The organism is Rhizobium sp. Leaf341, assembly GCF_001424325.1.
GTDB lineage: Bacteria > Pseudomonadota > Alphaproteobacteria > Rhizobiales > Rhizobiaceae > Ferranicluibacter.
Genome location: NZ_LMPE01000015.1, coordinates 1,003,651 through 1,026,052, shown reverse-complemented (window position 1 = coordinate 1,026,052; position 22,402 = coordinate 1,003,651). Strand labels below are relative to the sequence as shown.

General features: G+C 64.5%; 17 protein-coding genes. 11 read left to right on the top strand and 6 right to left on the bottom strand.

Features of this window, described 5'->3' with window-relative positions; all coding sequences use genetic code 11:
* Positions 1-190 precede the first annotated feature (190 nt).
* Positions 191-1,096 (bottom strand): LysR family transcriptional regulator, encoded by a 906-nt coding sequence (locus tag ASG03_RS19410; protein WP_062695198.1) that lies wholly within the window; start codon positions 1,094-1,096, stop codon positions 191-193.
* Positions 1,097-1,210: 114 nt separating this feature from the next.
* Between ASG03_RS19410 and ASG03_RS19405 the strand changes: the two genes are divergently transcribed.
* Both ASG03_RS19405 and ASG03_RS19400 read left to right on the top strand, forming a co-directional pair.
* Positions 1,211-2,833 (top strand): proton-conducting transporter transmembrane domain-containing protein, encoded by a 1,623-nt coding sequence (locus ASG03_RS19405; protein WP_443216643.1) that lies wholly within the window; start codon positions 1,211-1,213, stop codon positions 2,831-2,833.
* Positions 2,834-2,880: 47 nt separating this feature from the next.
* The gene (locus ASG03_RS19400; RefSeq protein ID WP_062695360.1) at positions 2,881-5,334 is read left to right on the top strand and encodes a YbcC family protein; all 2,454 of its coding nucleotides are present in this window, start codon (positions 2,881-2,883) and stop codon (positions 5,332-5,334) included.
* Between the two features lie 159 nt (positions 5,335-5,493).
* On the opposite strand, the gene ASG03_RS19395 is transcribed toward ASG03_RS19400, so the two are convergent.
* Positions 5,494-6,612 carry a metallophosphoesterase gene (locus tag ASG03_RS19395; RefSeq protein WP_062695194.1) on the bottom strand — a complete coding sequence of 373 codons (1,119 nt, stop codon included), beginning with the start codon at positions 6,610-6,612 and terminating at the stop codon, positions 5,494-5,496.
* 249 nt (positions 6,613-6,861) lie between these two features.
* Positions 6,862-8,097 (bottom strand): (R)-mandelonitrile lyase, encoded by a 1,236-nt coding sequence (locus ASG03_RS19390; protein ID WP_062695192.1) that lies wholly within the window; start codon positions 8,095-8,097, stop codon positions 6,862-6,864.
* A 377-nt stretch (positions 8,098-8,474) separates the two neighbouring features.
* Here ASG03_RS19390 and ASG03_RS19385 point away from each other — a divergent pair, with 377 nt between their 5' ends.
* Positions 8,475-8,840 carry a response regulator gene (locus ASG03_RS19385; RefSeq protein WP_062695190.1) on the top strand — a complete coding sequence of 122 codons (366 nt, stop codon included), beginning with the start codon at positions 8,475-8,477 and terminating at the stop codon, positions 8,838-8,840.
* Between the two features lie 36 nt (positions 8,841-8,876).
* Entirely contained in the window at positions 8,877-10,256 is a 1,380-nt protein-coding gene (locus tag ASG03_RS19380; protein ID WP_062695187.1) for a sensor histidine kinase, read from the top strand.
* A gap of 103 nt (positions 10,257-10,359) precedes the next feature.
* On the opposite strand, the gene ASG03_RS19375 is transcribed toward ASG03_RS19380, so the two are convergent.
* Positions 10,360-11,184: a manganese catalase family protein gene (locus ASG03_RS19375; RefSeq protein ID WP_062479564.1), complete on the bottom strand. Its 825-nt coding sequence runs from the start codon at positions 11,182-11,184 to the stop codon at positions 10,360-10,362.
* 273 nt (positions 11,185-11,457) lie between these two features.
* Here ASG03_RS19375 and ASG03_RS19370 point away from each other — a divergent pair, with 273 nt between their 5' ends.
* Positions 11,458-12,633 (top strand): zinc-dependent alcohol dehydrogenase, encoded by a 1,176-nt coding sequence (locus ASG03_RS19370; protein ID WP_062695185.1) that lies wholly within the window; start codon positions 11,458-11,460, stop codon positions 12,631-12,633.
* A gap of 12 nt (positions 12,634-12,645) precedes the next feature.
* Complete coding sequence (locus ASG03_RS19365) at positions 12,646-13,197, top strand: hypothetical protein (protein ID WP_062695183.1); 552 nt, start codon at positions 12,646-12,648, stop codon at positions 13,195-13,197.
* Positions 13,198-13,294: 97 nt separating this feature from the next.
* Here ASG03_RS19365 and ASG03_RS19360 read toward each other — a convergent pair whose 3' ends face one another.
* The gene (locus ASG03_RS19360) at positions 13,295-15,091 is read right to left on the bottom strand and encodes a calcium-binding protein (RefSeq protein ID WP_062695182.1); all 1,797 of its coding nucleotides are present in this window, start codon (positions 15,089-15,091) and stop codon (positions 13,295-13,297) included.
* A 569-nt stretch (positions 15,092-15,660) separates the two neighbouring features.
* Between ASG03_RS19360 and ASG03_RS19355 the strand changes: the two genes are divergently transcribed.
* The 5 genes from ASG03_RS19355 (at position 15,661) to ASG03_RS19335 (ending at position 21,138) form a co-directional block, all read left to right on the top strand.
* Entirely contained in the window at positions 15,661-16,851 is a 1,191-nt protein-coding gene (locus ASG03_RS19355) for a Gfo/Idh/MocA family protein (RefSeq protein WP_062695180.1), read from the top strand.
* Positions 16,852-16,862: 11 nt separating this feature from the next.
* The gene (locus ASG03_RS19350) at positions 16,863-17,747 is read left to right on the top strand and encodes a carbohydrate ABC transporter permease (protein ID WP_062479559.1); all 885 of its coding nucleotides are present in this window, start codon (positions 16,863-16,865) and stop codon (positions 17,745-17,747) included.
* The gene (locus tag ASG03_RS19345) at positions 17,744-18,604 is read left to right on the top strand and encodes a carbohydrate ABC transporter permease (RefSeq protein WP_062479558.1); all 861 of its coding nucleotides are present in this window, start codon (positions 17,744-17,746) and stop codon (positions 18,602-18,604) included. Before ASG03_RS19350 ends, ASG03_RS19345 begins: the two co-directional genes overlap by 4 nt.
* 61 nt (positions 18,605-18,665) lie before the next feature.
* Positions 18,666-19,877, top strand: coding sequence for an extracellular solute-binding protein (locus ASG03_RS19340; protein ID WP_443216642.1), 1,212 nt, complete (start codon positions 18,666-18,668; stop codon positions 19,875-19,877).
* Between the two features lie 133 nt (positions 19,878-20,010).
* On the top strand, positions 20,011-21,138 hold the full coding sequence (locus ASG03_RS19335) for an ABC transporter ATP-binding protein (RefSeq protein ID WP_062479553.1): 1,128 nt from the start codon (positions 20,011-20,013) through the stop codon (positions 21,136-21,138).
* Between the two features lie 68 nt (positions 21,139-21,206).
* Here ASG03_RS19335 and ASG03_RS19330 read toward each other — a convergent pair whose 3' ends face one another.
* On the bottom strand, positions 21,207-22,298 hold the full coding sequence (locus ASG03_RS19330) for a D-TA family PLP-dependent enzyme (protein WP_062695175.1): 1,092 nt from the start codon (positions 22,296-22,298) through the stop codon (positions 21,207-21,209).
* Positions 22,299-22,402 lie beyond the last annotated feature (104 nt).

Below are 22,402 nucleotides of genomic sequence, written 5' to 3'. Positions count from 1 at the left end.
ACCAGACAGACAATCCAAAAACCCCCGGGCCAAAAGGTCCGGGGGTTTTTGCGTTCCAATGCCACGAAAATGGTCAGACCACGTCGCGTCGTGCTGATGGCAGCCACAGGCCGAGAGACCGGTGTCCGCAAGACCGTCTCCCGATCCGGGGGAGGGGGCGCGCGCCGTGTCCTCCCGATGCCTCAGGTGTCTACGGCGTCTCGTTGCTCCCGCCCCCAAGCAGACGCGCCGGGTCGAGCAAGGGCGTGATCAGCGGATTGGGAAAGCGCCGCTTGACCGTCACGGCGTAAAAGGATTCGATCATGCCCGGCAGGGCGTCAAAGGCCACAAGGCTTCCCATCTCCAGCTCGCCCTTCACCACGATCGGCGGCAAAACCGCCAGCCCAACCCCCTCCCGCGCCAAAAGACGCATCATCGCCATGTCGTCAACCTCCGCTGCAATCTGGGGCCGCACGCCGAGCCGGTCGACCAGCGCCTCGAACTGCGAACGGACGCTGCTTTCCGCCGTCGGCAGGATCACCGGATGCCGCCCGAGCAGCTCGACCAGCGAGGCGGTCTTCGTTCCGAAGGCGGGCCTTCCCACGAGGCTGACGCGCTGCTGATAGACATGCTGCGCCACGAAGGGCGTGATGGCATCGGCCATCGGAGCCTGGTTGAGAAGCACGATATCGAGATTGAGAGCCTCGAGCGCGCCGAGAAGCGCGCTGGTGCTGCCCGAGCGCAGGATCATGTCGACATCCGTGCGTCCGAGGAGCGGACGAAGGAATTCGAGCTGGAAGTTGCGCGACAGCGTCGCCAGGGCACCGATGCGGATTGCGCGGCGCGCCGTGCCGGCATCCTTGAGCGTTTCCAGCAGTTCCTCGCCGGTCGCAAAGATCGTATCGGCATGGTCGAGCGCGATGCGCCCTGCCTCCGTGAGAAACAGCTGTCGGCCACGGCGCTCGAAGAGGACATGGCCGATGCGGTGTTCGAGCTGCCTGATCTGCACCGACAGCGCGGATTGGGACAGGTTGAGCCCTTCTGCCGCGCGCGTCAGGTTGCCGGCATGCGCGACCGCACGAAAGTAGAGCAGGTGGTGATAGTTGAGATCCGCCATCGTTCCATTTTATCGAACGTTTTTCCCCAAACAATGAATTTTATTTCCGCTTCCGTGCCTGCTACCCCGAGGTCGCAGCCCGCGCGCCTTCTTGCCGCGGATCGTTTCGGAGACATTCCCGTGATCCATGCCTTGCCGCTTCTTGCGCCGCTCCTTCTTGCCGGAGCGTCGCTGTTTGCCTTCCTGTCACCCGGCGTCCGGCCCCGTCGTGCGGTCCTCGTGGCGGAACTCTGCGCCCTCGGCGCGATCGTCGTCGCTGTGCTCTACGGGGTCCTGCTCGTTCTCCACGGCCCGGGAACGAGCCCCGCATTCGGTTTCGGACCCTTTGCTCTTGGTTCGCGTCTCGACATGGTCAGCCTTGTCATGCTGCTGGTGGTCGCGTTCATCGGCTGGATCGTCCTGCGCTATGCCGGCACCTTTCTCGACGGGGAAGCCCGGCAAGGGGTCTTTATCGGCTGGATGACGGCGACGCTGGCCGCCGTCCTCCTGTTCGTGCAGTCCGCCACGCTCCTGCAACTGACCGCCGGCTGGATTGCGACGAGCCTGCTGCTGCACCAGCTTCTCCTGTTCTACCCCGATCGTCCGGCGGCCCGTCGCGCGGCCCGCAAGGCCTTCCTTGTCGCCCGGCTGAGCGACATCATGCTCATCGGCGCCATGGTCCTCCTTGCGGTCTCGTCGGGCACCGGCGACATCGCGACGATCCTGGAACAGGCGCGGGCCGGGCATGCGGGTGGCGAGCCCGTGGCGTGGACGGTGGCCGCCGCAGGGCTTCTGGCGGCTGCGGCCCTTCTCAAGTCGGCCCAGTTTCCGACGCATGGCTGGCTGACCGAGGTCATGGAAACCCCCACGCCGGTTTCCGCCCTGCTGCATGCCGGCGTCGTCAACGCCGGCGGCTTCCTGCTCATCCGCTTCGCCGATGTCATGGTGCAGGCCCCGACGGTGCTCGCCGGGCTGGTGATGGTCGGCGGCTTCACCGCACTGTTCGGAAGTCTGGTGATGCTGACCCAGTCGGCCGTCAAGACGTCCCTTGCCTGGTCGACGGTCGCGCAGATGGGGTTCATGATCCTGCAATGCGGCCTTGCCCTGTTTCCGATCGCTCTGCTGCACATCGTCGCGCACTCGCTCTACAAGGCCCATGCCTTCCTCGCCTCGGGGTCGACCGTCGAGACGGTCGCGACGATCCGTCGTCCCGGGCCCATCGCCATTCCCGACAGCAAGGCTGTCGGTCGCGCCTTCCTTCTGGCGCTGGCGATCTATGCGGCGATCGGGGCACTGTTCGGTCTGGCCGACAAGCCGCCGCAGACCCTCGCGCTCGGCGCCATCCTGATTTTCGGCGTCGCCTATCTCATCGCCCAGGGGCTGGCGGATGCGGCCCCGTTCGCACTGACCTGGCGAACGTCGCTCTCGGCCATCGCGGCGGCGACAGCCTATTTCGCGCTGCAGCGGCTTGCGGACACGCTGATGCAGGGCGCGCTTCCGCCGCCGCTGCCACCCGGTCCGTTGGAATGGACGCTGATGGTGCTCGGAGTTGTCACCTTCGGCGTGGCGGCGGTCGCCCAGTCGCTGTTCCCGCTCTGGGCGTATCATCCGGCGGCTGCCGGCCTGCGGGTCCACCTTGCAAACGGGCTCTACGTCAATGCGTTGCTCGACCGATATCTGGGAAGCTGGACCGTGTCCCGCGTTCCCGCCGCGGCAAAGCCCGCCTTCGTTTCCTCCCGCATCGAGGCATCATCATGAACGAGATCACATCCCTTGGCAGGCGGCAGGATCGTCTGTCGGACAGCATGGGCGCATCGGTGCTCGCGGCAGCGGAAGCCGCCGTCCAGGCGATCCCCCCGGCCTGGCCCCTGGCCGCGACGGTTGCGGTCAACCCGTTTCTCGGGCAGGCCACGCAGACGATGGACCAGACGGCCGCCCGGCTTGGCAGGATCGCCGGCCTTCGCCTTGCCCTGCCGCGCCGGCACGTCGCCGACAAGATCGCCGAGGGCGTCGTCGTCGACGCGGACCTGATCGCGGCCCTGCGGACAAGCCCGCTTCTCGGCCGCATGAGCCTTTCCGACGTGAAAGCGGCGATCGCCGTGGAGCCGCAGGCGGTTGCCGCCCTGCCGACCGTGGCGGATCTTGCCGCCCGCGCGACGGGGCAGGACTGGCCCGGGCTGATTGCGGACCGGATCGGCGCTTTCGCCGCCGGCTACTTCGACGAGGGGCAGGCGCTCTGGGCGGCGTCCCGGCGCAACGGTCTCTATGCCGCCTGGCGCGCCTTCGCCACCCATGACCTGACCCCGGACATTCTCGGTCTGAACGGATTCGGCAGCCATGTCGCGGATACGCCGGAGACGGCGCAGGCGGCAATCGAGCGGGCCGCCGCCACCCTGCGCCTGCAGGGAGAGCATGGCACCTATTTCCACCAGCTCCTGCTGACCCTTGGCGGCTGGGCCCAGTGCGCGCGCCATCTCCAGTTCAAGGCGGACCTCGAGGGCGACACGGAGACGACGGCGCTGGAATTCCTGGCGATCCGGCTCGTGTTCGAAGAGGTGCTCTATCTGCGCACCGCATCGGCCATCGACGGCGACTGGCAGGCCGTCCGCACCGCCCATGCCGCGCCCGTTTCCGTCGATCGCGATCATCTGATCGACGATCTGCTGCTGACGGCGACCGAGCGCGCGGCCCAGCGCAGGCTCGCGGGCCTGCTCGCCACGCCGCGGCCGGCCGAGGCTGCAGGCGAGCGGCCGCGCCTTCAGGCCGCCTTCTGCATCGACGTGCGGTCGGAAGTGTTCCGGCGATCGCTGGAAAGCGTCGATCCCGGGATCCGCACGCTCGGCTTTGCCGGCTTCTTCGGCCTCGGCGTCAGCCACCGGGGATTTGCCTCCGACGTGCCGGAGCTGCGCCTGCCGGTCCTCCTCAAGCCTTCCGCCTTCAGCTGCACCGAGGCAGGAGACACGGCCGATGCGGACAGGAATGCCCGGTTCACGGCGCGTGCCGTCCGGGCATGGGGTCGGTTCAAGCTGGCGGCAGTGTCCTCGTTCGCGTTCGTCGAGGCCATGGGGCCGATCTATGCGGCAAAGCTGCTGCGCGACAGCCTCGGCTTTATCGGCGGGGGCCGTCCGCACAGGGTCACGCCGGACAAGGTCACGCTGGAGAAGGCCAAGCTGGACATGGCCAAGCTGGTTGGGGCCAAGCTGGGTGGGGCCAAGCCCTGCTTCAGCCCGAGCCTCGACCTCGACAGGCGGGCCGTGATCGCGGAGACGGTGCTGAGGGCGATGTCGCTAACCGAGGGGTTTGCGCGTCACGTGCTGATCGCCGGCCATGGGGCGAACGTGGTCAACAATCCCTTTGCCAGCAGCCTGCAGTGCGGAGCCTGCGGTGGCCATGCGGGCGACGTCAACGCGCGTCTGCTGGCCGATCTCCTGAACGACGATGCCGTGCGCGACAGACTGGCGGAGAACGGCATCCACATTCCCGACGACACGGTCGTTCTGGCGGGTCTGCACGACACCACCACGGACCGGGTCACCGTGTTTGCCAACGATCCCGTGCGGCAAGTAAGGCCGGAGGATCTGGCGGTCCTCGACGAGTGGCTCTGGCAGGCCGGGCAGAGAACGCGCGCCGAGCGCGCCGCGCGGCTGCCGTCCGGCGCGAGCGGGGGTGTGCTGCGCCGCAGCCGCGACTGGGCGGAGGTCCGCCCCGAGCTGGGACTGGCCGGATGCAACGCCTTCATCGCCGCACCGCGCGCGCGCACGGCCGGACTTTCGCTGGACGGCAAGGCCTTTCTCCACGATTACCGCTGGGAGCAGGATGACGGCTTCAGGATCCTCGAGCTCATCCTCACGGCGCCGGTCGTGGTCGCAAGCTGGATCAGCCTGCAATATTTCGGGTCCGTGGTGGCGCCTTCGCACTTCGGGTCCGGAAACAAGCTTCTGCACAATGTCGTCGGTGGCATGGGCGTCGTCGAAGGCAACGGGGGAAATCTGCGCGCGGGCCTGCCCTGGCAGTCGGTTCACGATGGCGCGGCCTATGTCCACGAGCCTCTGCGCCTCACCGTCCTTATCGAAGCGCCGCGGCAGGCGGTCGCCGACATCCTGCAGCGCCATCCCGAGGTGCAGGCGCTGTTCGACAATGGCTGGCTGCATCTCCTGTTGCTCGACGAACACGGACACGTCGCATGGCGCTACGCGCGAAACGTCATCTGGACCGAGGAGAACATGGCGGCCGAGACTGTCGCGCCCGGAGCACACTGACGAGCGGAAGCTCTTCTGGGACGAAAACAGACAGGCAGCGCGGCGGCTGTCGTCGCCGGGCCGCTTGGACTTGCGATCGGTGCGCTTGTTCCGGCGTTTGCGGCCACCCGGCTGCCGCTAACGGCGGCGCTTGGCGCGCGGGGGTGAGGCGTCGTTGCGTCAGGTCTTTCGGCGGAGGGTGATCACGGTCAGTTCCGAGGGGCGGCCGAGGCGGAGCGCGAAGCCGGGCCAGAGGCCTGTGCCGTTGTTGACGTAGAGCTGCAGGCCACCGACCGTATAGAGGCCGGAGACGAAGCCGTTGTTGGGGCGGGACACGAGACGGTCGAGCCCGAGGACCATGCCGCCATGGGTGTGGCCCGACAGCTGCAGGGCGACGCCGGCATCGGCCGCCTTCCGCGCCTCGCGCGGCTGGTGGTCGAGGAGGATGACGGGTGCGCCGGGCCGCGTGCCCTTCAGGGCCTGCGCGAGGTCGGGACCCGGCAGGCCGTGCGCCTGCGCGGAAAGATCGGTGACGCCTGCAACCGTGATCGCGCCGTCGCTCCGGGCGATCGAGACATGCGCGTTTTCCAGCACGGTCATGCCGAGCGCGGCGAAATGGGCCATCCATCCGGTATAGCCGAAGAAATACTCGTGATTCCCGGGGATGGCGATCACGCCGTCGCGGGCGCGCAGGCCGGCAAGGGGCGCGACGTCGGCGCGGCGATCGTCGAGGCGACCGTCGATGAGATCGCCGGTGATGAGGATCACGTCGGGCGCGAGCGCGTTCGACCGCGCGACGACGGCTTCCGCCCAGGTGCGGGGAAACAGCCGGCTGATGTGCATGTCGGTCAATTGCAGCATCCGATAGCCGTCGAAGGACGGCGGCAGGCCGGGAATGGCGATCTCGATCGACGTCAACGGGGGGACGCGGATGGCGTTCGCGACCCCGATGCTCGCGGTGACCAGGGCCGCTGCACCCAGACCATACCGGACGAGCGGGGGAACGGCGATCCAACGGCCCTTTGCAAGGGCCAGCACCACCGAAACGAGATCGAGCGCGATCTGGAGAACCGCCAGGAGAACGATGGCGCCGAAGAGCACGTTGAAGCCGATCACCAGCCAGCGCGGAAACTCCGGCGAGAACACGGACCCCGAGGAGATGCGACTGAACAGGTGATACTGGGAGGCCAGGAGAAGAAGGACGGCAAGCACCGCCTTTGCCGACCAGAGCCAGGGGAGAGGCTGGATGAAGCGGACAAGGACGACCAGCCAGGGAAGCCCGAAGATGAGATGAAACATGCGGCGCCGGCTGTGAGAATGATGATCGAGTTCACTGTAGCATACGGCGGCGGCGAGCAACCGGACTATGTCTTCCTGATATTTCGGCTGAGAAAGGAAGGTTCGCGAGGTCGATCTCCGCCCAGAATGCCCGCCCGGAGCCCGACAGCATGGCCGGATCTGTGCGATCCGGCCATCCGCGTGCCCGGCTGACGGCGACGTTTCCCTTGGGGTCCCCGTGCTGCGGTCGGCGCCGAGGGCTGCTGCCCCTCAGTCGCGCGCGGGGTCGCCTGCGTATTGCGCGTCGGTCACCTTGTCGAGCCAGGTCACGACGCTGCCGTCGAGCGCTTCGGCCACGGCGAAATGGACCATGGGCGTATCGGCGGCAGCACCGTGCCAGTGCTTGACCAGCGGCGGGATCCAGACGACGTCACCGGCGCCGAAGGCCTCGCGTCGTCCGCCTTCCTTCTGTACCCAGCCCTTGCCGGAGACGATATAGAGCGTCTGCCCGAGCGGGTGCGTGTGCCACGCGGTGCGCGCGCCGGCTGGAAACGAGACGGTTGCGCCGCTGATGCGCGCCGGGGGCGTGCCCTTGTAGGGTGCGGAAATCTGGACGTCACCGGTGAAGTAGGCTTCGGGGCCGGCCTTCGGATCGGTACCGGCACGGGTGAGGGCGATTTCGGTGTCGAGGGTCTCAGGGGTGTTTGAGGTGGCTTCGGACATGGCTTCAGCTTTCTTCTGGTGGCGGGAGGCAAGAACCTTTTCGAGCACGGGAACGGCCGACATGGCCCGGGGCCAGCCGGCATAGAAGCCGAGATGGGTCACCACCTCTGCAGCCTCCGTCTCCGTCAAGCCATTGTCCATGGCCCGCTCGGCGTGAAATGGCAACTGTTCGGGCTGGCCGATGGCAATGAGCGCCGCCATGGTGACGAGACTGCGGTCGCGCGGGGCGAGATCCGGGCGCGTCCAGAGATCGCCGAAGAGCACGTCGTTCGTCAGAGCGGCAAGCACCGGCGCGGTCGGCGCGACCGTTGCATCGACCGCGCGACGCCGTCGAACTTCCGCCGCTTCATCCGGCACGACCCGCTCGGCGTCGCGTTCACCGATGGCGGCGATCCCGCGCGCCGCAAACACGTTCCCTGTCTCGGCCACGGCGGACAGGGCATTCGGCCAGCCTGTGTAGAAGGCGAGATGGGTGATGAGTTCGCCGATCTCGTGCGGCTCCACGCCATTGTCGAGCGCGCGATCGACATGGCCAGCGAGTTGCGCGGTGCTGCCGGTGGCGACGAGAGCGGCCACGGTGACGAGGCTGCGGTCCCGGGCCGCAAGGTGCGGGCGCAGCCAGACATTGCCGAAGAGAACGTCGTCTGTGAAGCGCGCAAGGCCCGGCGCGACGTCGGCAACGGGGGCCATGCGCATGCGCTGTTGCTCTTCGGCTGTGCCGTTCGCAGGCGCGCCCGTGGCGGCGAACGCCGAAAGGGCGATGGTGGTGGCGATGGTCTTCATGAGAACCTCCTGTCGATAGGCCGCACCGGTCGAGAGGCGGGGCGGCGATCGGCAGGTAGGCGTCCGACGCGCACGGCATTAGGCCCTGAAAACCGCATGGACCTATCGGTTTTCGCCATGAATGCGCATGCCGGCCCCTGCTGCTTTGCCCTGTCTGTCGTCGTTGCGCCGCAAACCTCCCGGAAACCCGTCCGTCTAAGCGGCGAAGACCTTGCACAAGCACGGCAATCGGTTCTATCGCGTTCGTCCGCGGAACCGAACCGCCCGATACGGGGTTCGGCACCGTGAAGAAGCCGAATGCCCGCCTGCAACGACAGGACAGACCACACGGCATCATCGGTGCATAGAGGAAACGATGCGATGACGAGGTACGGGTTGTGAGCGAGGAAGCGGATATTTTCGACAAGGTCTTCCTCGTCGTCGAAGACGAATATCTGGTGGCGGCGGATATTCTGGACGTTCTCGGCCGGGCCGGAGCGGACGTGATCGGGCCCGTCTCGTCGCTGGAAGGCGCCTTGAAGCTGGTGGACGAGGCCGAGCAGATCGATGCGGCCGTTCTCGACATTCATCTGCGGGGCGCCGAAGTCTATCCGGTGGCGGATGCGCTGTCCCTGCGCAACGTGCCCTTCGCCTTTCTGACCGCCTATGATCGGCGCGATCTGCCCGAGCGATTTCGAGAGGCGCCGTTCCTCCAGAAGCCGGCCGATCCCGACGAACTGCTGCAGCTTCTGAGCCGCCTGTAGTGGCGTTGGTTGGCCGACGGACGAAGGATACTCGACATGACCTCGCCTGATACGCCTCGCGCGCCGCTGCTTGCCCCGGAAAGCGACGATCTCCTGCGCGTGGTGTTCGAGAGCGCCGTCGACTTCGCGATCTTCTCGCTCGACACACAGGGACATGTGACGAGCTGGAACAGTGGCGGCGAGCGTGTTCTCGGCTTCACGGAGGGCGATATTCTCGGACAGACCGGCGACATCATCTTCACCCCCGACGACAGGGCGGCCGGCGTACCGGCGTCGGAGCGGGCGGATGCCATTGCCCTTGGCCGGGCCGAAGACGAGCGCTGGCACATGCGCAAGGACGGCACCCGTTTCTGGGCATCGGGGCTGATCATGCCGCTCCGCGACGGGTCCGGCTTCGTCAAGATCCTGCGCGACCGCACGGAAGCGCATCTTGCGAGCGAGAGGCTGAGCGAGAACGAGGCGCGGTTTCGCCTGCTCGCCACGAACATCCCCCAGCTCGTGTTCCGCTGCGTGGCCGATGGATCCCGCACCTGGGGCAGCCCGCAATGGGTCGAGTATTCTGGCCTCGACCAGCCGCAGAGCCTCGGGCTCGGCTGGCTGAACGCGGTGCACCCGGAGGACAGGGCCTCGACGCTGTCGGCCTGGCAGGCCGCGACCAATACGGGCGAGTGTTATGTCGAGCACCGCGTTCGTCGCGCGGCCGACGGCGCCTATCGCTGGCATCAGACGCGCGCACTGCCCGTCATCGGGGCGTCCGGCCAGCCAACCGGCGACTGGATCGGCACCATGACCGATATTCACGAACTGCGGGAGCTGAAGAACCGGCAGGATGTGCTGGTCGCAGAGCTCCAGCACCGGACGCGCAACCTTCTTGCAGTCGTCCAGTCGGTTGCGAGCCAGACGGTGCGCAGCACTTCGTCCCTGGACAGTTTCGGGGCCGAATTTTCGAGCCGCCTGCGGGCGCTGAGCCGGGTCCAGGGCCTCGTGGCGCGGGCGACCGAGTCCATTGCCCTGCGCGACCTGATCGAAGGCGAATTGGGTGCGCACGGCACTGCGTCCCGCATGGGGGCCGTTCAAGCGGATGGGCCGCCGGTGGCCGTGCCGACGCTCGGGGCGCAGGCACTTGGCCTTGCCCTGCACGAGCTTGCAACAAATGCCATAAAATTCGGTGCACTGAGCCAGGATGGCGGCGTTCTCCGCATTTCCTGGAGCGTCGAGGAGATCGATGGAGGGACCGTCGTCTTGCTCGTGTGGCGGGAGGAGGGCGTCCGCATGCCGGACGACGACCGGCCTCGCCGCAAGGGCTACGGCCGCGAACTGATCGAACGCGCGCTGCCCTACCAGCTGAATACGAAGACGGACCTGCAATTTCTCGACGACGGCATTCTCTGCCTGATCCGGATTCCGCTTCCCTGATCAAGCCATGATCCGTGCGGCCATGATCCGTACGACAAGAAGGTTGCCCGCGCTGCGAGGAGGCCGCGCGCAGGCGGCCTCCAGGATCGTGGGGAGGAAAGGCTTACATCTGTTCGCGCTGGGCGCCGCCACCGGGCTTTGCCGGGCCGAGAACGGGTTTCTGGCCGAGCGGCGTCATGGGCGCGGCAGAGAAGGTGCCCTTGCCGTCGATCGAGGGACCTTCGGACCAGCGTCCGGCGACCGGCGGGGAACCATCGGCCTGGAAGCCGAGGAAAGCGTAGCTGAAATCGCGGTTTTCCTGCTCCTGCGGGAAGCTGTTGGGAATGGGGAAGGCCCCCTTGGCGCCGCCCAGCTCTTCGAGAGCCGCCATCCACTGGTTCTGGTGCATGCTGTCGCGTGCGATGAGGAAGGACAGCATGTCCTTCATGCCCGGGTCGCTGGTCATGTTGTAGAGGCGCACCGCAAGCACGCGTCCCGTGGATTCGGCCGCGACGTTGGCCGTCATGTCGGCCGCGATATTGCCGCTCGCATAGATGTGCGACATGTCGAACGGAACGCCGTCGGAATCCACCGGCATGGCGGACAGGCCCGCGGACAGCAGGTTCTTCATGTTGAGACCGCCGAGCACGGCGCCGCCGATCGGATCGGCCGCCACGGCTTCCTTTTCGGACAGCGGTGCACCTTCGAGGTTCATCGCGACGGCTGTCGCCAGCATTTCGATATGCCCCAGTTCCTCGGCTGCCGTGTTCATCAGGAGATCGCGGAACTTCGGGTTGCCGCGGGCGCCGCAGGCCTGGAAGAAATACTGCATGGCGACGCGAATTTCGCCTTCGACACCGCCGATGGCCTGCTGGAGGGCACGTGCGAACTGCGGGTCGGCTTTCTCCACGCGTACCGGATATTGCAAGCGTCCATCTGTATAGAACATGGAAGTCTCCTTGTTGTCGGGAGGCCTGCTAACAGGACAGACCGGCGAGAGTTCCTGACGCATCCATTTCTTTTCAACGTCCGGTCGTGCGTAAGAGAGGCCATCGCCTGGAGGTCGCTCCGTACTGCGCAGCATCGGACCACCGCGATCGAGCTTTTCTGGAACCTTTGGCGATAGGGCCGGTTCCCGAAGTCCGGCAACGCTGGCAGGCACGTGTCCTGTCGGCCCTGTTCTGCGTCCAGCCGGATCCATCTTTTAACAACGGAGGCCTTAATGCGCGCGCTCGTCTGGCATGGCAAAGAAGATATCCGGTGCGACACCGTCACCGATCCCGAGATCGAGGATCCCCGCGATGCGATCATCAAGGTGACCAGTTGCGCGATCTGCGGATCGGATCTGCATCTGTTTCATAATTTCATTCCGGCCATGATGCCGGGCGACATCATGGGCCACGAGATGATGGGCGAGGTCGTCGAGACCGGATCCGGCATGAACGGCAAGTTGAAGAAGGGCGACCGGATCGTCGTGCCCTTCACCATTCAATGCGGCGAATGCGATCAATGCCGGCGCGGCAACTTTTCGGTCTGTGAACGCTCGAACCGCAACAAGGCGCTTGCCGACAAGGCCTTCGGCCATGCGACGGCCGGCCTGTTCGGCTATACGCACCTGACGGGCGGCTATCCCGGCGGTCAGGCGGAATATCTGCGCGTTCCCTTTGCGGATTCCACCCATATCAAGGTGCCCGACAGCCTGAGCGACGAGCAGGCGCTTTTCCTCGGCGACATCTTTCCAACCGGCTGGCAGGCCGCCGTCCATTGCGACATCGAGCCCACGGATACCGTGGTGATCTGGGGCTGCGGACCTGTCGGTCAGATGGCCATCCGAAGTGCGGTGCTGCTCGGTGCCAAGCTGGTCGTGGCGATCGACTGCGTGCCCGAGCGCCTGAGCATGGCGCAGGCCGGTGGCGCCCTGACGATCGATTTCAGTGCCGAAAGCGTCGTCGAGCGCCTGAACGATCTGACGGACGGCAAGGGGCCGGAAAAGTGCATCGATGCGGTGGGGCTCGAAAGCCATGTTTCGATGGGCCAGCCGGACACGGTGCTCGATCGCGCAAAGCAGATGATGATGATGGAAAATGACCGGCCGCACGTGCTGCGCGAGATGATCTATGTCTGCCGTCCAGGCGGCATCATCTCGATTCCCGGCGTTTACTCGGGTCTCGTCGACAAGATCCCCATGGGTCAGGCGATGAACAAGGGTCTGACGTTCCGCATGGGGCAGACGCATGTCAATCGCTGGACACCCGATCTCGTGCGCAGGATCGAGGAGGGGCAGATCGATCCGTCCTTCGTCATCACCCATACGGCGACACTCGAAGAGGGCCCCGAAATGTACAACGTGTTCCGCAACAAGCAGGACAGCTGCATCAAGGTCGTTCTCAAACCCTGACAGGAGGCAATCATGTCCATTTTTTCCCGATTGACGCGCAATGAGGGCGACCCGAAAATCCTGTCGTCCGGCCCACGTTCCCGCGATACGACCGACGAGCTGACGCGCGGGCTCGGATGGTTCAGCCTCGGGCTCGGCCTGTTCCAGCTGGTGGCGCCACACCGCATCACCCGGGCGCTCGGCGTGCGCGGCAGCGAGCACGTGGTCCGGGCCTATGGCGCGCGTGAGATAGCCAGCGGTATGCTCACGCTCTCGACCGACAAGCGGGCAGGGCTGGCCAGCCGCGTCGCCGGCGACGGTCTCGATATCGTAACGCTGCTTGCGCTGCTCTCGCACGGCAATCCGCGGCGCCAGACGGCCAAGGCGGCGCTCGCCATGGTCGTGGGGATCGCAGCGCTCGATCTGCTGGCGGCGAGTGCGGTGAGCGCGAAGCGCGCGCGACCGAAGACGGTCAAGGACTACAGCGATCGATCCGGTTTCCCGCGCGGCGTGGTCGGGGCGCGTGGCATTGCCCGGCAGAAGGCGCTGCAGGACCAGAGAGCCAGCCCGGAAACGACGCATTGATCGCGCGCCGTTGACGCTCGACAAACGAGGCGGCGGACACGGGACGGGCTGATGAAGCCCGCACCGTGTCCGCCGCCTTATTCCAGCCTGCAGCCCGTCAGACGATGAGGATGTCGCCGAGGTGAAGGTCGGAAACCCTCGTCTCCGCGAGAACCACGCTGCCGCCGGCCCAGGACAGGACGGCATCCGCGCCGATCTGGACGAAATGCGAGAGGGCCGCGTCGGCTGTCTTGAACAGGGTAGCGCTGAAGACAAGCGTATCGTGCCCCTCCACGCCGTTGTTGAAGTCGGTCACGACGTCGCGACCGGAGGCGCTGTTCGAAAAGTCGAAGACATCGCTGCCGATCCCTCCGGACAGGCGATCGTTGCCCGCGCCGCCATCCAGCACATCATTGCCGATGCCGCCATAGAGATCGTCATCGCCGGCATCGCCGAAAAGCCTATCATTGCCGACGCCGCCATGCAGGAGATCGTTGCCGGCCCCGCCATGAATGGTGTCGTTGCCGGCGAGACCGAAGATGCGGTCGATGCCCGCCGTGCCGGCGAGGATGTTGTCGCCTGCCGTGCCTTCGACATGGGCGGCATAGGTCTTGTCCGCAAACAGGAAAGTGTCGAGCTTGGTCGCCGTCACGGCGTAGCTCGTCGGAATGAGCCAGCCGAATTCGATCCGCTCGACCGACGTCATCTCCTTCAGTCCCAGCTGCCCCGACAGATCTCGCATCACCAGCGTTCCGTCCTGAAGGCGGATGGCCTCGTACGTGTCGATCGACCCCGCCATCTGCACCGTATCCGTCCCGCTCCCCCCGATGACGGTGTCGTTTCCCGTCGAAAGGCTGAAGCGGTCGTTTCCGCCAAAGCCCTCCAGGAAGTCGCTTGCCTTGCCGTCGCGCAGCAGATCCGCCTTGTCCGAGCCGAGGATGAAGGCCGGTTGACCGTAATGACTGGACGTGCTTCGCGCCGCGTCTTCGACCCAGACGAAGGGGCGCAGCAGATCGCTCAACTGCGCGACGACGATGGTGCTGTCCTTCTCCATGATCGATGCGAAGCTCGACCGCGCCATGGTCGCGAAGGCGTCGGAGAAAAGATTGGTGATATGGGCATTCACGCCGCCGATGACGTTGAAGACGGTTTTCGGTCCGAACGGCGACAGCGGATTGGCGTAGAAATCGTTGAAGATGACGGTGTTGTCGTTGCTGCTGCCGAAGGGGCGATCCTTGTGCAGGAACGCCTCGTTGAATCCCTCGGCGACACTGTCGGTCGATGTGCCGAGCGAGCGGAAGACGAGATCGTTTTCGGCCCCGAGATTGAGGATCTTGTCACTGTTGTCATAGATATTCGGCGAGGCGAACCCGAAGTAGTTCGAGGCGCTGTAAAAGCCGTCGGCGATGTCGGGCGACCGTTCCGCCATGATGTTGGTGGCGCCGCCGCCGAGACTGTAGCCCGTGACGACGACATCGTTGCCGGTCAGTCCGTGCGCCTTGGCAAAGCGCGCCGTGGCCTCGAGGATATACAGGAACGCATTCAGATACTCGCCCTTGGCCAGCTTCAGGTAATCGGGCAGATCGCCGAGATCGCTGGTTCCGGCAAAGCTGATGCCGAGCCGCTCGATCGCGCCGCCCGCATCCCTGTAGGCGAGAACCTTCACCTGCGGGCTTTGCGACGTCAGGGCGTGGAAAAAGCCCAGCTGATCGACGCTTGTCCCCGGCAATGACAGATCGGCCGCCGTGAGATCCGTCCATCCGGACGGCGGTGCGAAGTTGCCGCTTGTTCCGGTCAGTTGCGTCGCGAGCGCTCCCACAGCCCCGAACGCCCGCAGTTGTCCATAGCGCGCGAGGGCGTATGCCTCCGTTACCTCCGCGCGCGCGTCATGTCCCTTATAGTCGAAGATGGCCATCGGTTCCTCCCGTTGACGTATACGTTAACGGAATTAAACCTACACCTAATTGATGAACTCCGAAAGGACATTTGACCGGACGGTTTGTGGCCGAGATCGACGGGATGTGCTTTGGACAGGGGAGGGGTTCCTTGCTCGATCACGGGTCCTTGGTCGACCAAACATCTTCGGCAGTTTCCTCCAGCAATACCAAAAAAAACCAATTCATTGTGAGGCGGCCGAAAACGCAGGCCGGGACACATATTTATAATTCCATTGATTTCAACGATGTAAGATGATCGTTAAAAAACACCTTCATCAAGACTGGACGATTGGCCTGTTTTTGGTATGGTCAGCGGCAGGGCTTAGACAGGTCGATAGGGTTCCTCCTGTGTGTGGCTTTAGAAGTGTTGGGCGCGCCGTCGCGCAGGGTTCGTATGCGGCTGGCCACGCCATGCAGGCCGCGCAAAGTGTCTGCGCATGAAAATGAATTTCATAACCGTTCACAATAACGGTTTCCGAGTTGACGAAATCGCCAGTCTGACACAGGCTGCGAAAATGAATTACGAGAACATGGGGAGCAGGCCGATATGAAGGTCGCTGTGATCGGACTTGGGTTTCGGCTGGGATATCTCGGCCGCATTTTCCGGGATGTGGATCCTGCTTTCGAGATCGTCGGCCATGTCGATCCGGCGCCCGCAGGCCTGCCGGGGCTGGACGAAGCCGGTATTTCTGCCGGGAAGGCCTATGCGACGCCGGAGGAGATGATTGCCGCAGGCGGTTTCGACCTCCTGATGGTCGGTTCCCCCAATCACCTGCATCTCGAGCATATCCGGATCGGACTCGAGGCCGGACTGACGGTCTTCACCGAGAAGCCGATCGTCGTGACGATCGAGGAAAGCCTGGAACTCGCGCGTCTCCTCCATCGTCATGGTCATGACCGGTTGCTGGTCGGCCTCGTGCTGCGCTACTCCCCGCTCTACCGCGACCTGCGGCAGGCGCAGGCCGAAGGCCGTCTCGGCGAGATCGTCTCGATCGAGGCTTCCGAGCATATCGAGCCCTATCATGGCGCCTTCTTCATGCGCGACTGGCGCCGCTATGGCCGCTATGCCGGCGGCTTCATGCTGGAGAAATGCTGCCACGATCTCGACCTCTACAATGGCGTCGTGGGTGCGCGTCCGCGCTACGTGTCGTCCTTCGGCGGGCGCAAGAGCTTCGTTCCGGCCAACGATCCGCGCAACGAAGGCACAAACGACATGGACGTCTACCATCGCAAGCCGAGCGGCTGGCAGGGCTCCGACAAGGTCTTCGACAGCGATGGGGATCTGATCGACTATCAGACGGCGATCGTCGAATACGAGAACGGCGCCGCGATGACGTTCCATACCAATCTGAACGTGCCCGACCAGTTCCGCCGATTCTGCGTCATCGGTTCCAAGGGCATGGCGGAGGGCGACTTCGTGCGCGGCTATCTCGATGTGCACAATGCGCGCAACAACGAGAAGGTCGTTGCCAAGACCTATCAGGCGCCGTCCGAGACCTCCCATCACTATGGCGCCGACGAGCAGATGGCCGAGGATGTCTTCAAGTTCATGACCGAAGGGCAGGCCCTGCCGGTGTCGGCGCTGAATGCCATCGAAGCCGGCATCCTGGCGCTGGCGATGGACGAGGCCCGGTTTGCGCGCAAGGTGGTCGATCTCGCGCCCGTCTGGGCGGAGTACGACGCCTGCCTGCACGGCACGTCTGCGGCATCGGCCGCACCGCAGACCAAGTCTGCTTGAGAGGGCCCGCCATGGAAGCCAAACGAAGCACCGTCCTCTTCGCCTGGCTCCTCATGGCGCCGGCCATTCTCTATGTCACCGTCATCGTCGCCTATCCCCTGGTCGACACGTTCATCCTGTCCTTCACGGATGCATCCCTGAAGAAGACGACGAACTGGGTCGGCTGGGCGAATTACAGCAAGATCTTCAACGCGACCTTTGCCGAGGTCATCATCCGGACCTTCATCTGGACGTTCTTCTCGGTGTCGCTGAAGATGATCATCGGTACATTCGGCGCCTCCATGCTGAACGCCGCCGTGCCGGGGCGGGCGTTGTTCCGCGTGCTGACCATGCCGCCCTGGATCGTGCCCATGGCCATCGGCATCTTCATGTGGGGCTGGATGTATAACGGCCAGTTCGGCATGATTTCGGGACTGCTGCAGCGCTTCGGTCTGACGGACAGCCCCATCGCCTTCCTGGCGCAGGGCTCGACCGCGTTCTGGGCCACCGTGATCACCGACGTCTGGATCGGCGTTCCCATGGTCACGCTCTATATGCTCGCCGCCATGCAATCGATCCCGCAGGATCTCTACGAGGCGGCCTGGACGGATGGCGCCGGCCGGTTCTACCGCTTCCGCCGCATCACGCTGCCGCTGCTCGTGCCGTCGATGATCACGATGTCGATGATCTCGCTGATTTCGACCTTCAACTCCTTCGACATCATCTGGATCCTGACGCGCGGCGGGCCGACCGGTGAAACGACGACCATGATCATCGATACCTACCGGACGGCCATCGGCTCCAACAAGTACGGCGAGGGTGCGGCGCGCGCCGTTCTGATCTGCATCTTCCTGTCCATTTTCTGCGTCTTCTACTTCCGCATGACCAGCCGCCTTTCCGCCGGAGACAAGCGATGAGAGAGCCGTCCGTCCTGATCAACCGCTATGCCTGGTACGAAATCGTCGGCATCTATGCAGGCATCCTCGTCTTTCTGACCTTCCTGCTGGCGCCTTTCGTCGAGGGGTTCCTGGTGTCGCTGAAGCCGCTCAGCCAGCTCTTCTCCTCGCCCTACCGCTTCATTCCCGAGAACGGATCGTTCGAGGCCTACCGGACCATGTGGGTCAGCGTGCCGGGCTTTGCGCGCTACATCTTCAACTCGCTGTTCATCTCCAGCGTCGTGACCATCGTGGTGCTGATCCTCGTCGTGCCGGCGGCCTATGCCTTTGCCCGGTTTGAGTTCAAGGGCTCGGGCCAGCTGCTGGGCGCTTTCCTCGCGGTCAACATGTTCTCGGGCGCGGTTCTCCTTATCCCGCTTTTCCGGCTGATGCGCTCGCTCGGCGTGCTCAACACCTATTTCGCGATGATCGTGCCGGGCGTGGCGTTCCTGATCCCCACCGCCATCTGGCTCCTGCGTACCTACATGATGCGGATCCCCAAGGAGTTGGACGAAGCGGCCTACATGGACGGTGCCAGTCATTTCTACACGCTGCGCCGCGTCATCCTCCCGATCGCCATGCCGGGCATCGTGGTCGTGGCCATCACGACCTTCATCGGGTCCTATGCGCAGCAGTTCATCTATGCGCTCACCTTTAATTCGAAGTCTGAATATGCGCCTCTCCCGGTCGGGTTGTTCGCCTATTTCGGACGTCAGGAAGTCGTCTGGAACGAGCTCATGGCGGCGAGCTTCGTCGGCATTGCCCCGGCTATGATCGTCATCTTCTTCCTGCAACGCTATCTCGTCAGCGGCCTGACCGCGGGCGCGGTGAAACAATAAGACCAACCACCAGAGAACAAACGGGAGCTTAAACGTGACACTCCAATTCGAGACCGGCCTCATGGCCCTTGCATTGCTCGGCTCGACCGCACTCGGCACGATGACTGCCACAGTCGCGCAGGCCGCCGATCAAGAAATCAGCTGGATCTATTGCGGCGACAAGATCGACCCGATCCATGAAAAGTACATCAAGGAATGGGAAGGCAAGAACGCGGGCTGGACCGTGAAACCGGAACTCGTCGGCTGGGAACAGTGCCAGGACAAGGCAACGACCTTGGCCGCCGCCGGCAATCCGGTCGGCATGGCCTATGTCGGCTCGCGCACGCTGAAGGAATTCGCCGAGAACGACCTGATCGTTCCCGTGCCGATGACCGACGAGGAAAAGAAGAGCTACTACCCCAACATCGTCGACACCGTGACGTTCGACGACAACCAGTGGGGCGTGCCGATCGCCTTCTCGACCAAGGCGCTGTACTGGAACAAGGCTCTCTTCGAAAAGGCCGGTCTGGATCCCGAGAAGCCGCCGAAGACCTGGGCCGAAGAGATCGCTTTCGCCAAGCAGATCAAGGAAAAGACCGGCATTGCCGGCTATGGCCTTCCGGCTAAGACCTTCGACAACACCATGCACCAGTTCATGCACTGGGTTTACACCAACAACGGCAAGGTCATCGATGGCGACAAGATCGTCATGGACAGCCCGGAAGTGCTGGCAGCCCTGCAGGCCGTGAAGGACATCACGCCTTACTCGGTCGAGGGTGCGACCGCCTATGAACAGAACGAAATCCGCGCCATCTTCCTCGACGGCAAGGCCGGCATGATCCAGTCCGCGTCCGGCGCCGCAGCGCTCCTGAAGAAGACCGACATGAAGTGGGGCGTTGCGCCGCTTCCGCTCGGTCCCTCGGCCAAGGGTGAGGGCACACTGCTGATCACCGACAGCCTCGCGATCTTCAAGGGCACGGGCGTCGAGGACAAGGCGATCGAATTCGCCAAGTTCATCACCTCGCCGGGCCCGCAGGGCGAATACGAACTGCAGGGCGGCGCCGGCCTGACCCCGCTGCGTCCTTCGGCCAAGGTCGATGAATTCGTCAAGGCCGATCCGTCGTGGAAGCCGTTCATCGACGGTATCGCCTTCGGTGGTCCGGAACCCCTGTTCAAGGACTATAAGGGCTTCCAGAACGCCATCATCGAAATGGTCCAGTCGGTCGTAACCGGCAAGGCCGAACCGGCAGATGCTCTGAAGAAGGCTTCGGCCGCGATCGAAGAGTACAAGTAAGCCTGTTTAGCCTGCTGTCGCGGCGGTCTCTGCCGCTGCGACAGTCCCTTCCCGGGAGCCGGGCCGGCAGGTGCGCCGATCCGTCCCTTTTCGTCAAGACCAACGCCGCCCGCTTCGGCGACCGGAGATCGATGTGATACAGCTTTTCCTCAACAAGGTGCAGAAGTTCTACGGCGACTTCGAAGTGCTGAAGGGCGTCCAGCTCGAGGTGATGAACGGCGAATTCGTCGTCTTCGTCGGACCGTCCGGCTGCGGCAAGTCCACGCTCTTGCGCATGATCGCCGGTCTGGACTCGACCACGAGCGGCGACATCGTTATCGACGGCGTGCGCGTCAACGACCTGCCGCCGGTCAAGCGCGGCATTGCCATGGTGTTCCAGTCCTACGCGCTCTATCCGCACATGACGGTGTTCGAGAACATCGCCTTTCCCCTGCGGGTGGAAAAGATGGAGGAGAGCAAGCTCAAGGCCAAGGTCGAGAACGCGGCGCGCATCCTGCATCTCGATCAGCGCCTGCAGCAGAAGCCTGGCATGCTTTCGGGCGGCCAGCGCCAGCGCGTCGCCATCGGTCGCGCCATCGTCCGCGAGCCCAAGATCTTCCTGTTCGACGAGCCGCTGTCGAACCTCGACGCGGCCCTGCGCGCCGACATGCGCATCGAGCTTGCCAAGCTCCATCGCGAACTGAAGGCCACGATGATCTACGTCACGCATGACCAGGTGGAAGCCATGACCATGGCCGACCGTATCGTCGTGCTGAATGCCGGCGGCATATCCCAGGTCGGCGCTCCCCTGGAGCTGTACCACAAGCCGCAAAACCTGTTCGTTGCCGGCTTCATCGGCAATCCGAAAATGAACTTCGTGCCAGTGACCTGCACGGCCGTCGGTCCTGCAGGCGTGACAGTTGACTACGCGGGCCAGACGGTCACGATCCCGGTCGTCGGACGCGGCGATCTCGTCGGGCAGACGCTGACGCTCGGCATCCGCCCCGAACACACGATGCTGACCCCCGGCGATCTTAACATCGCCATCATCCCCTCGGTGATCGAGCGCCTCGGGATCAATACGGTCGCCTATTCCAGCCTGCCGGACGGCAAGCCCTATTGCGTGCTGCTTCCCGGGTCCGCGCCGCTTGCCGTGGAGCAGCCGGTTTCCACCGGCATCATGGCAGCCGATTGCCATCTGTTTGAAGCCAACGGCGAGGCGCTGGAGCGCACCGTGGACTGGCGGTCGCTCGAGATGCCGGCGGCGATGACCGCCGCCTGAAGATGCGCGGACGAACTTGAGGATGCGAGGACGCACCTGGGGATGCGAGGAGTCCTCGCGTCAGACGTTCACCAGACCAGGCCGCGCGCGGCCACGTCCTCGACACGCGTCACGACGCCGTCCCGATGAAACGTCATGATATCGAACAGGTTCGACACGACGCAGGTGTGGTTCGGGATGATCAGCACCTTGTCGCCGATTGCGGGCCGTGGGCCGGTTACCCGCGACAGGTCCACCACACCGTGCTCTTCGGACAGGCCGGAGATAACGGCATCGGGATAGGCCGGGATCATCCCGTAATCCGAGAAACCGAGGAGGTCCGAGGTCAAAGCCTTGGAGCCCGCGTCGAGCACGGCACGATCGGGCGTGGGACGGGCGACGACGGTCGCCAGGACCTGCATCGCGCAATCGTCGAGCGAGCAGTGGCCGGAGCGGGCCATCGCCCTGTCATTGTAGACATAGGTGCCGGCCCGGTGCTCGGTGGCCGAGGGCACCTGATGGGCGGAGAACAGGCTCGGCGTCCCCCCGTTGCTGACGATCGGGCAGGAAATGCCGAGGGCGGCGAGGCGCGCAATCGTCTCGGAAAAGAAGATGTCCACGGACCCTTCGTCATGCGCTTTCGGATAGGTCATCAAGCCGCCGAAGACGAGGCCGTCGGATGCGGCGATCGTCTGGGCCAAGGCCGCCGCTGCCTGCGGGTCCTGGACGCCGCAGCGCCCGGCACCGGTGTCGCATTCGACCAGGACCGTCAGCGGCTTGCCCCCGGCAAACCGGCCGGAGAGTCCGTTCACCGTGGACGCACTGTCGGCGACGACCTTCAGGCTTGCGATACGGTCGTTGAGGGCTTTCAGCCGGTCGAGCTTCTCAGGGCCGAGAATGTTGAAGGTGATGAGGATATCCTCGAAACCTGCCTCGGCGAAGACTTCCGCCTCCGTGATCTTCTGGCAATTGATCCCGCGCGCGCCGGCCGCTTCCTGCGCCTTGGCGATGGCAGGGATCTTGTGGGTCTTGATATGCGGCCGGAAAGCCAGTCCGTGGCCATCGAGATAGGTCTGGACACGACCGATATTGGCAGCCAGCCTGTCCTCGTCGATGAGGGGCAGGGGCGTCGATAGCGACAGGATGGACTGGCCGACCTGCGGCCGCGGCGGGGTTGTCATCGGCGTCTCTCCCGAGCGTGTCTGATAGCGTTCATGTTCTGCCAGCGGCCGAAAGGTTCGGCAATGCCGACATGGCTGAAAGGTTCGGCCATGTGGTATGGCCG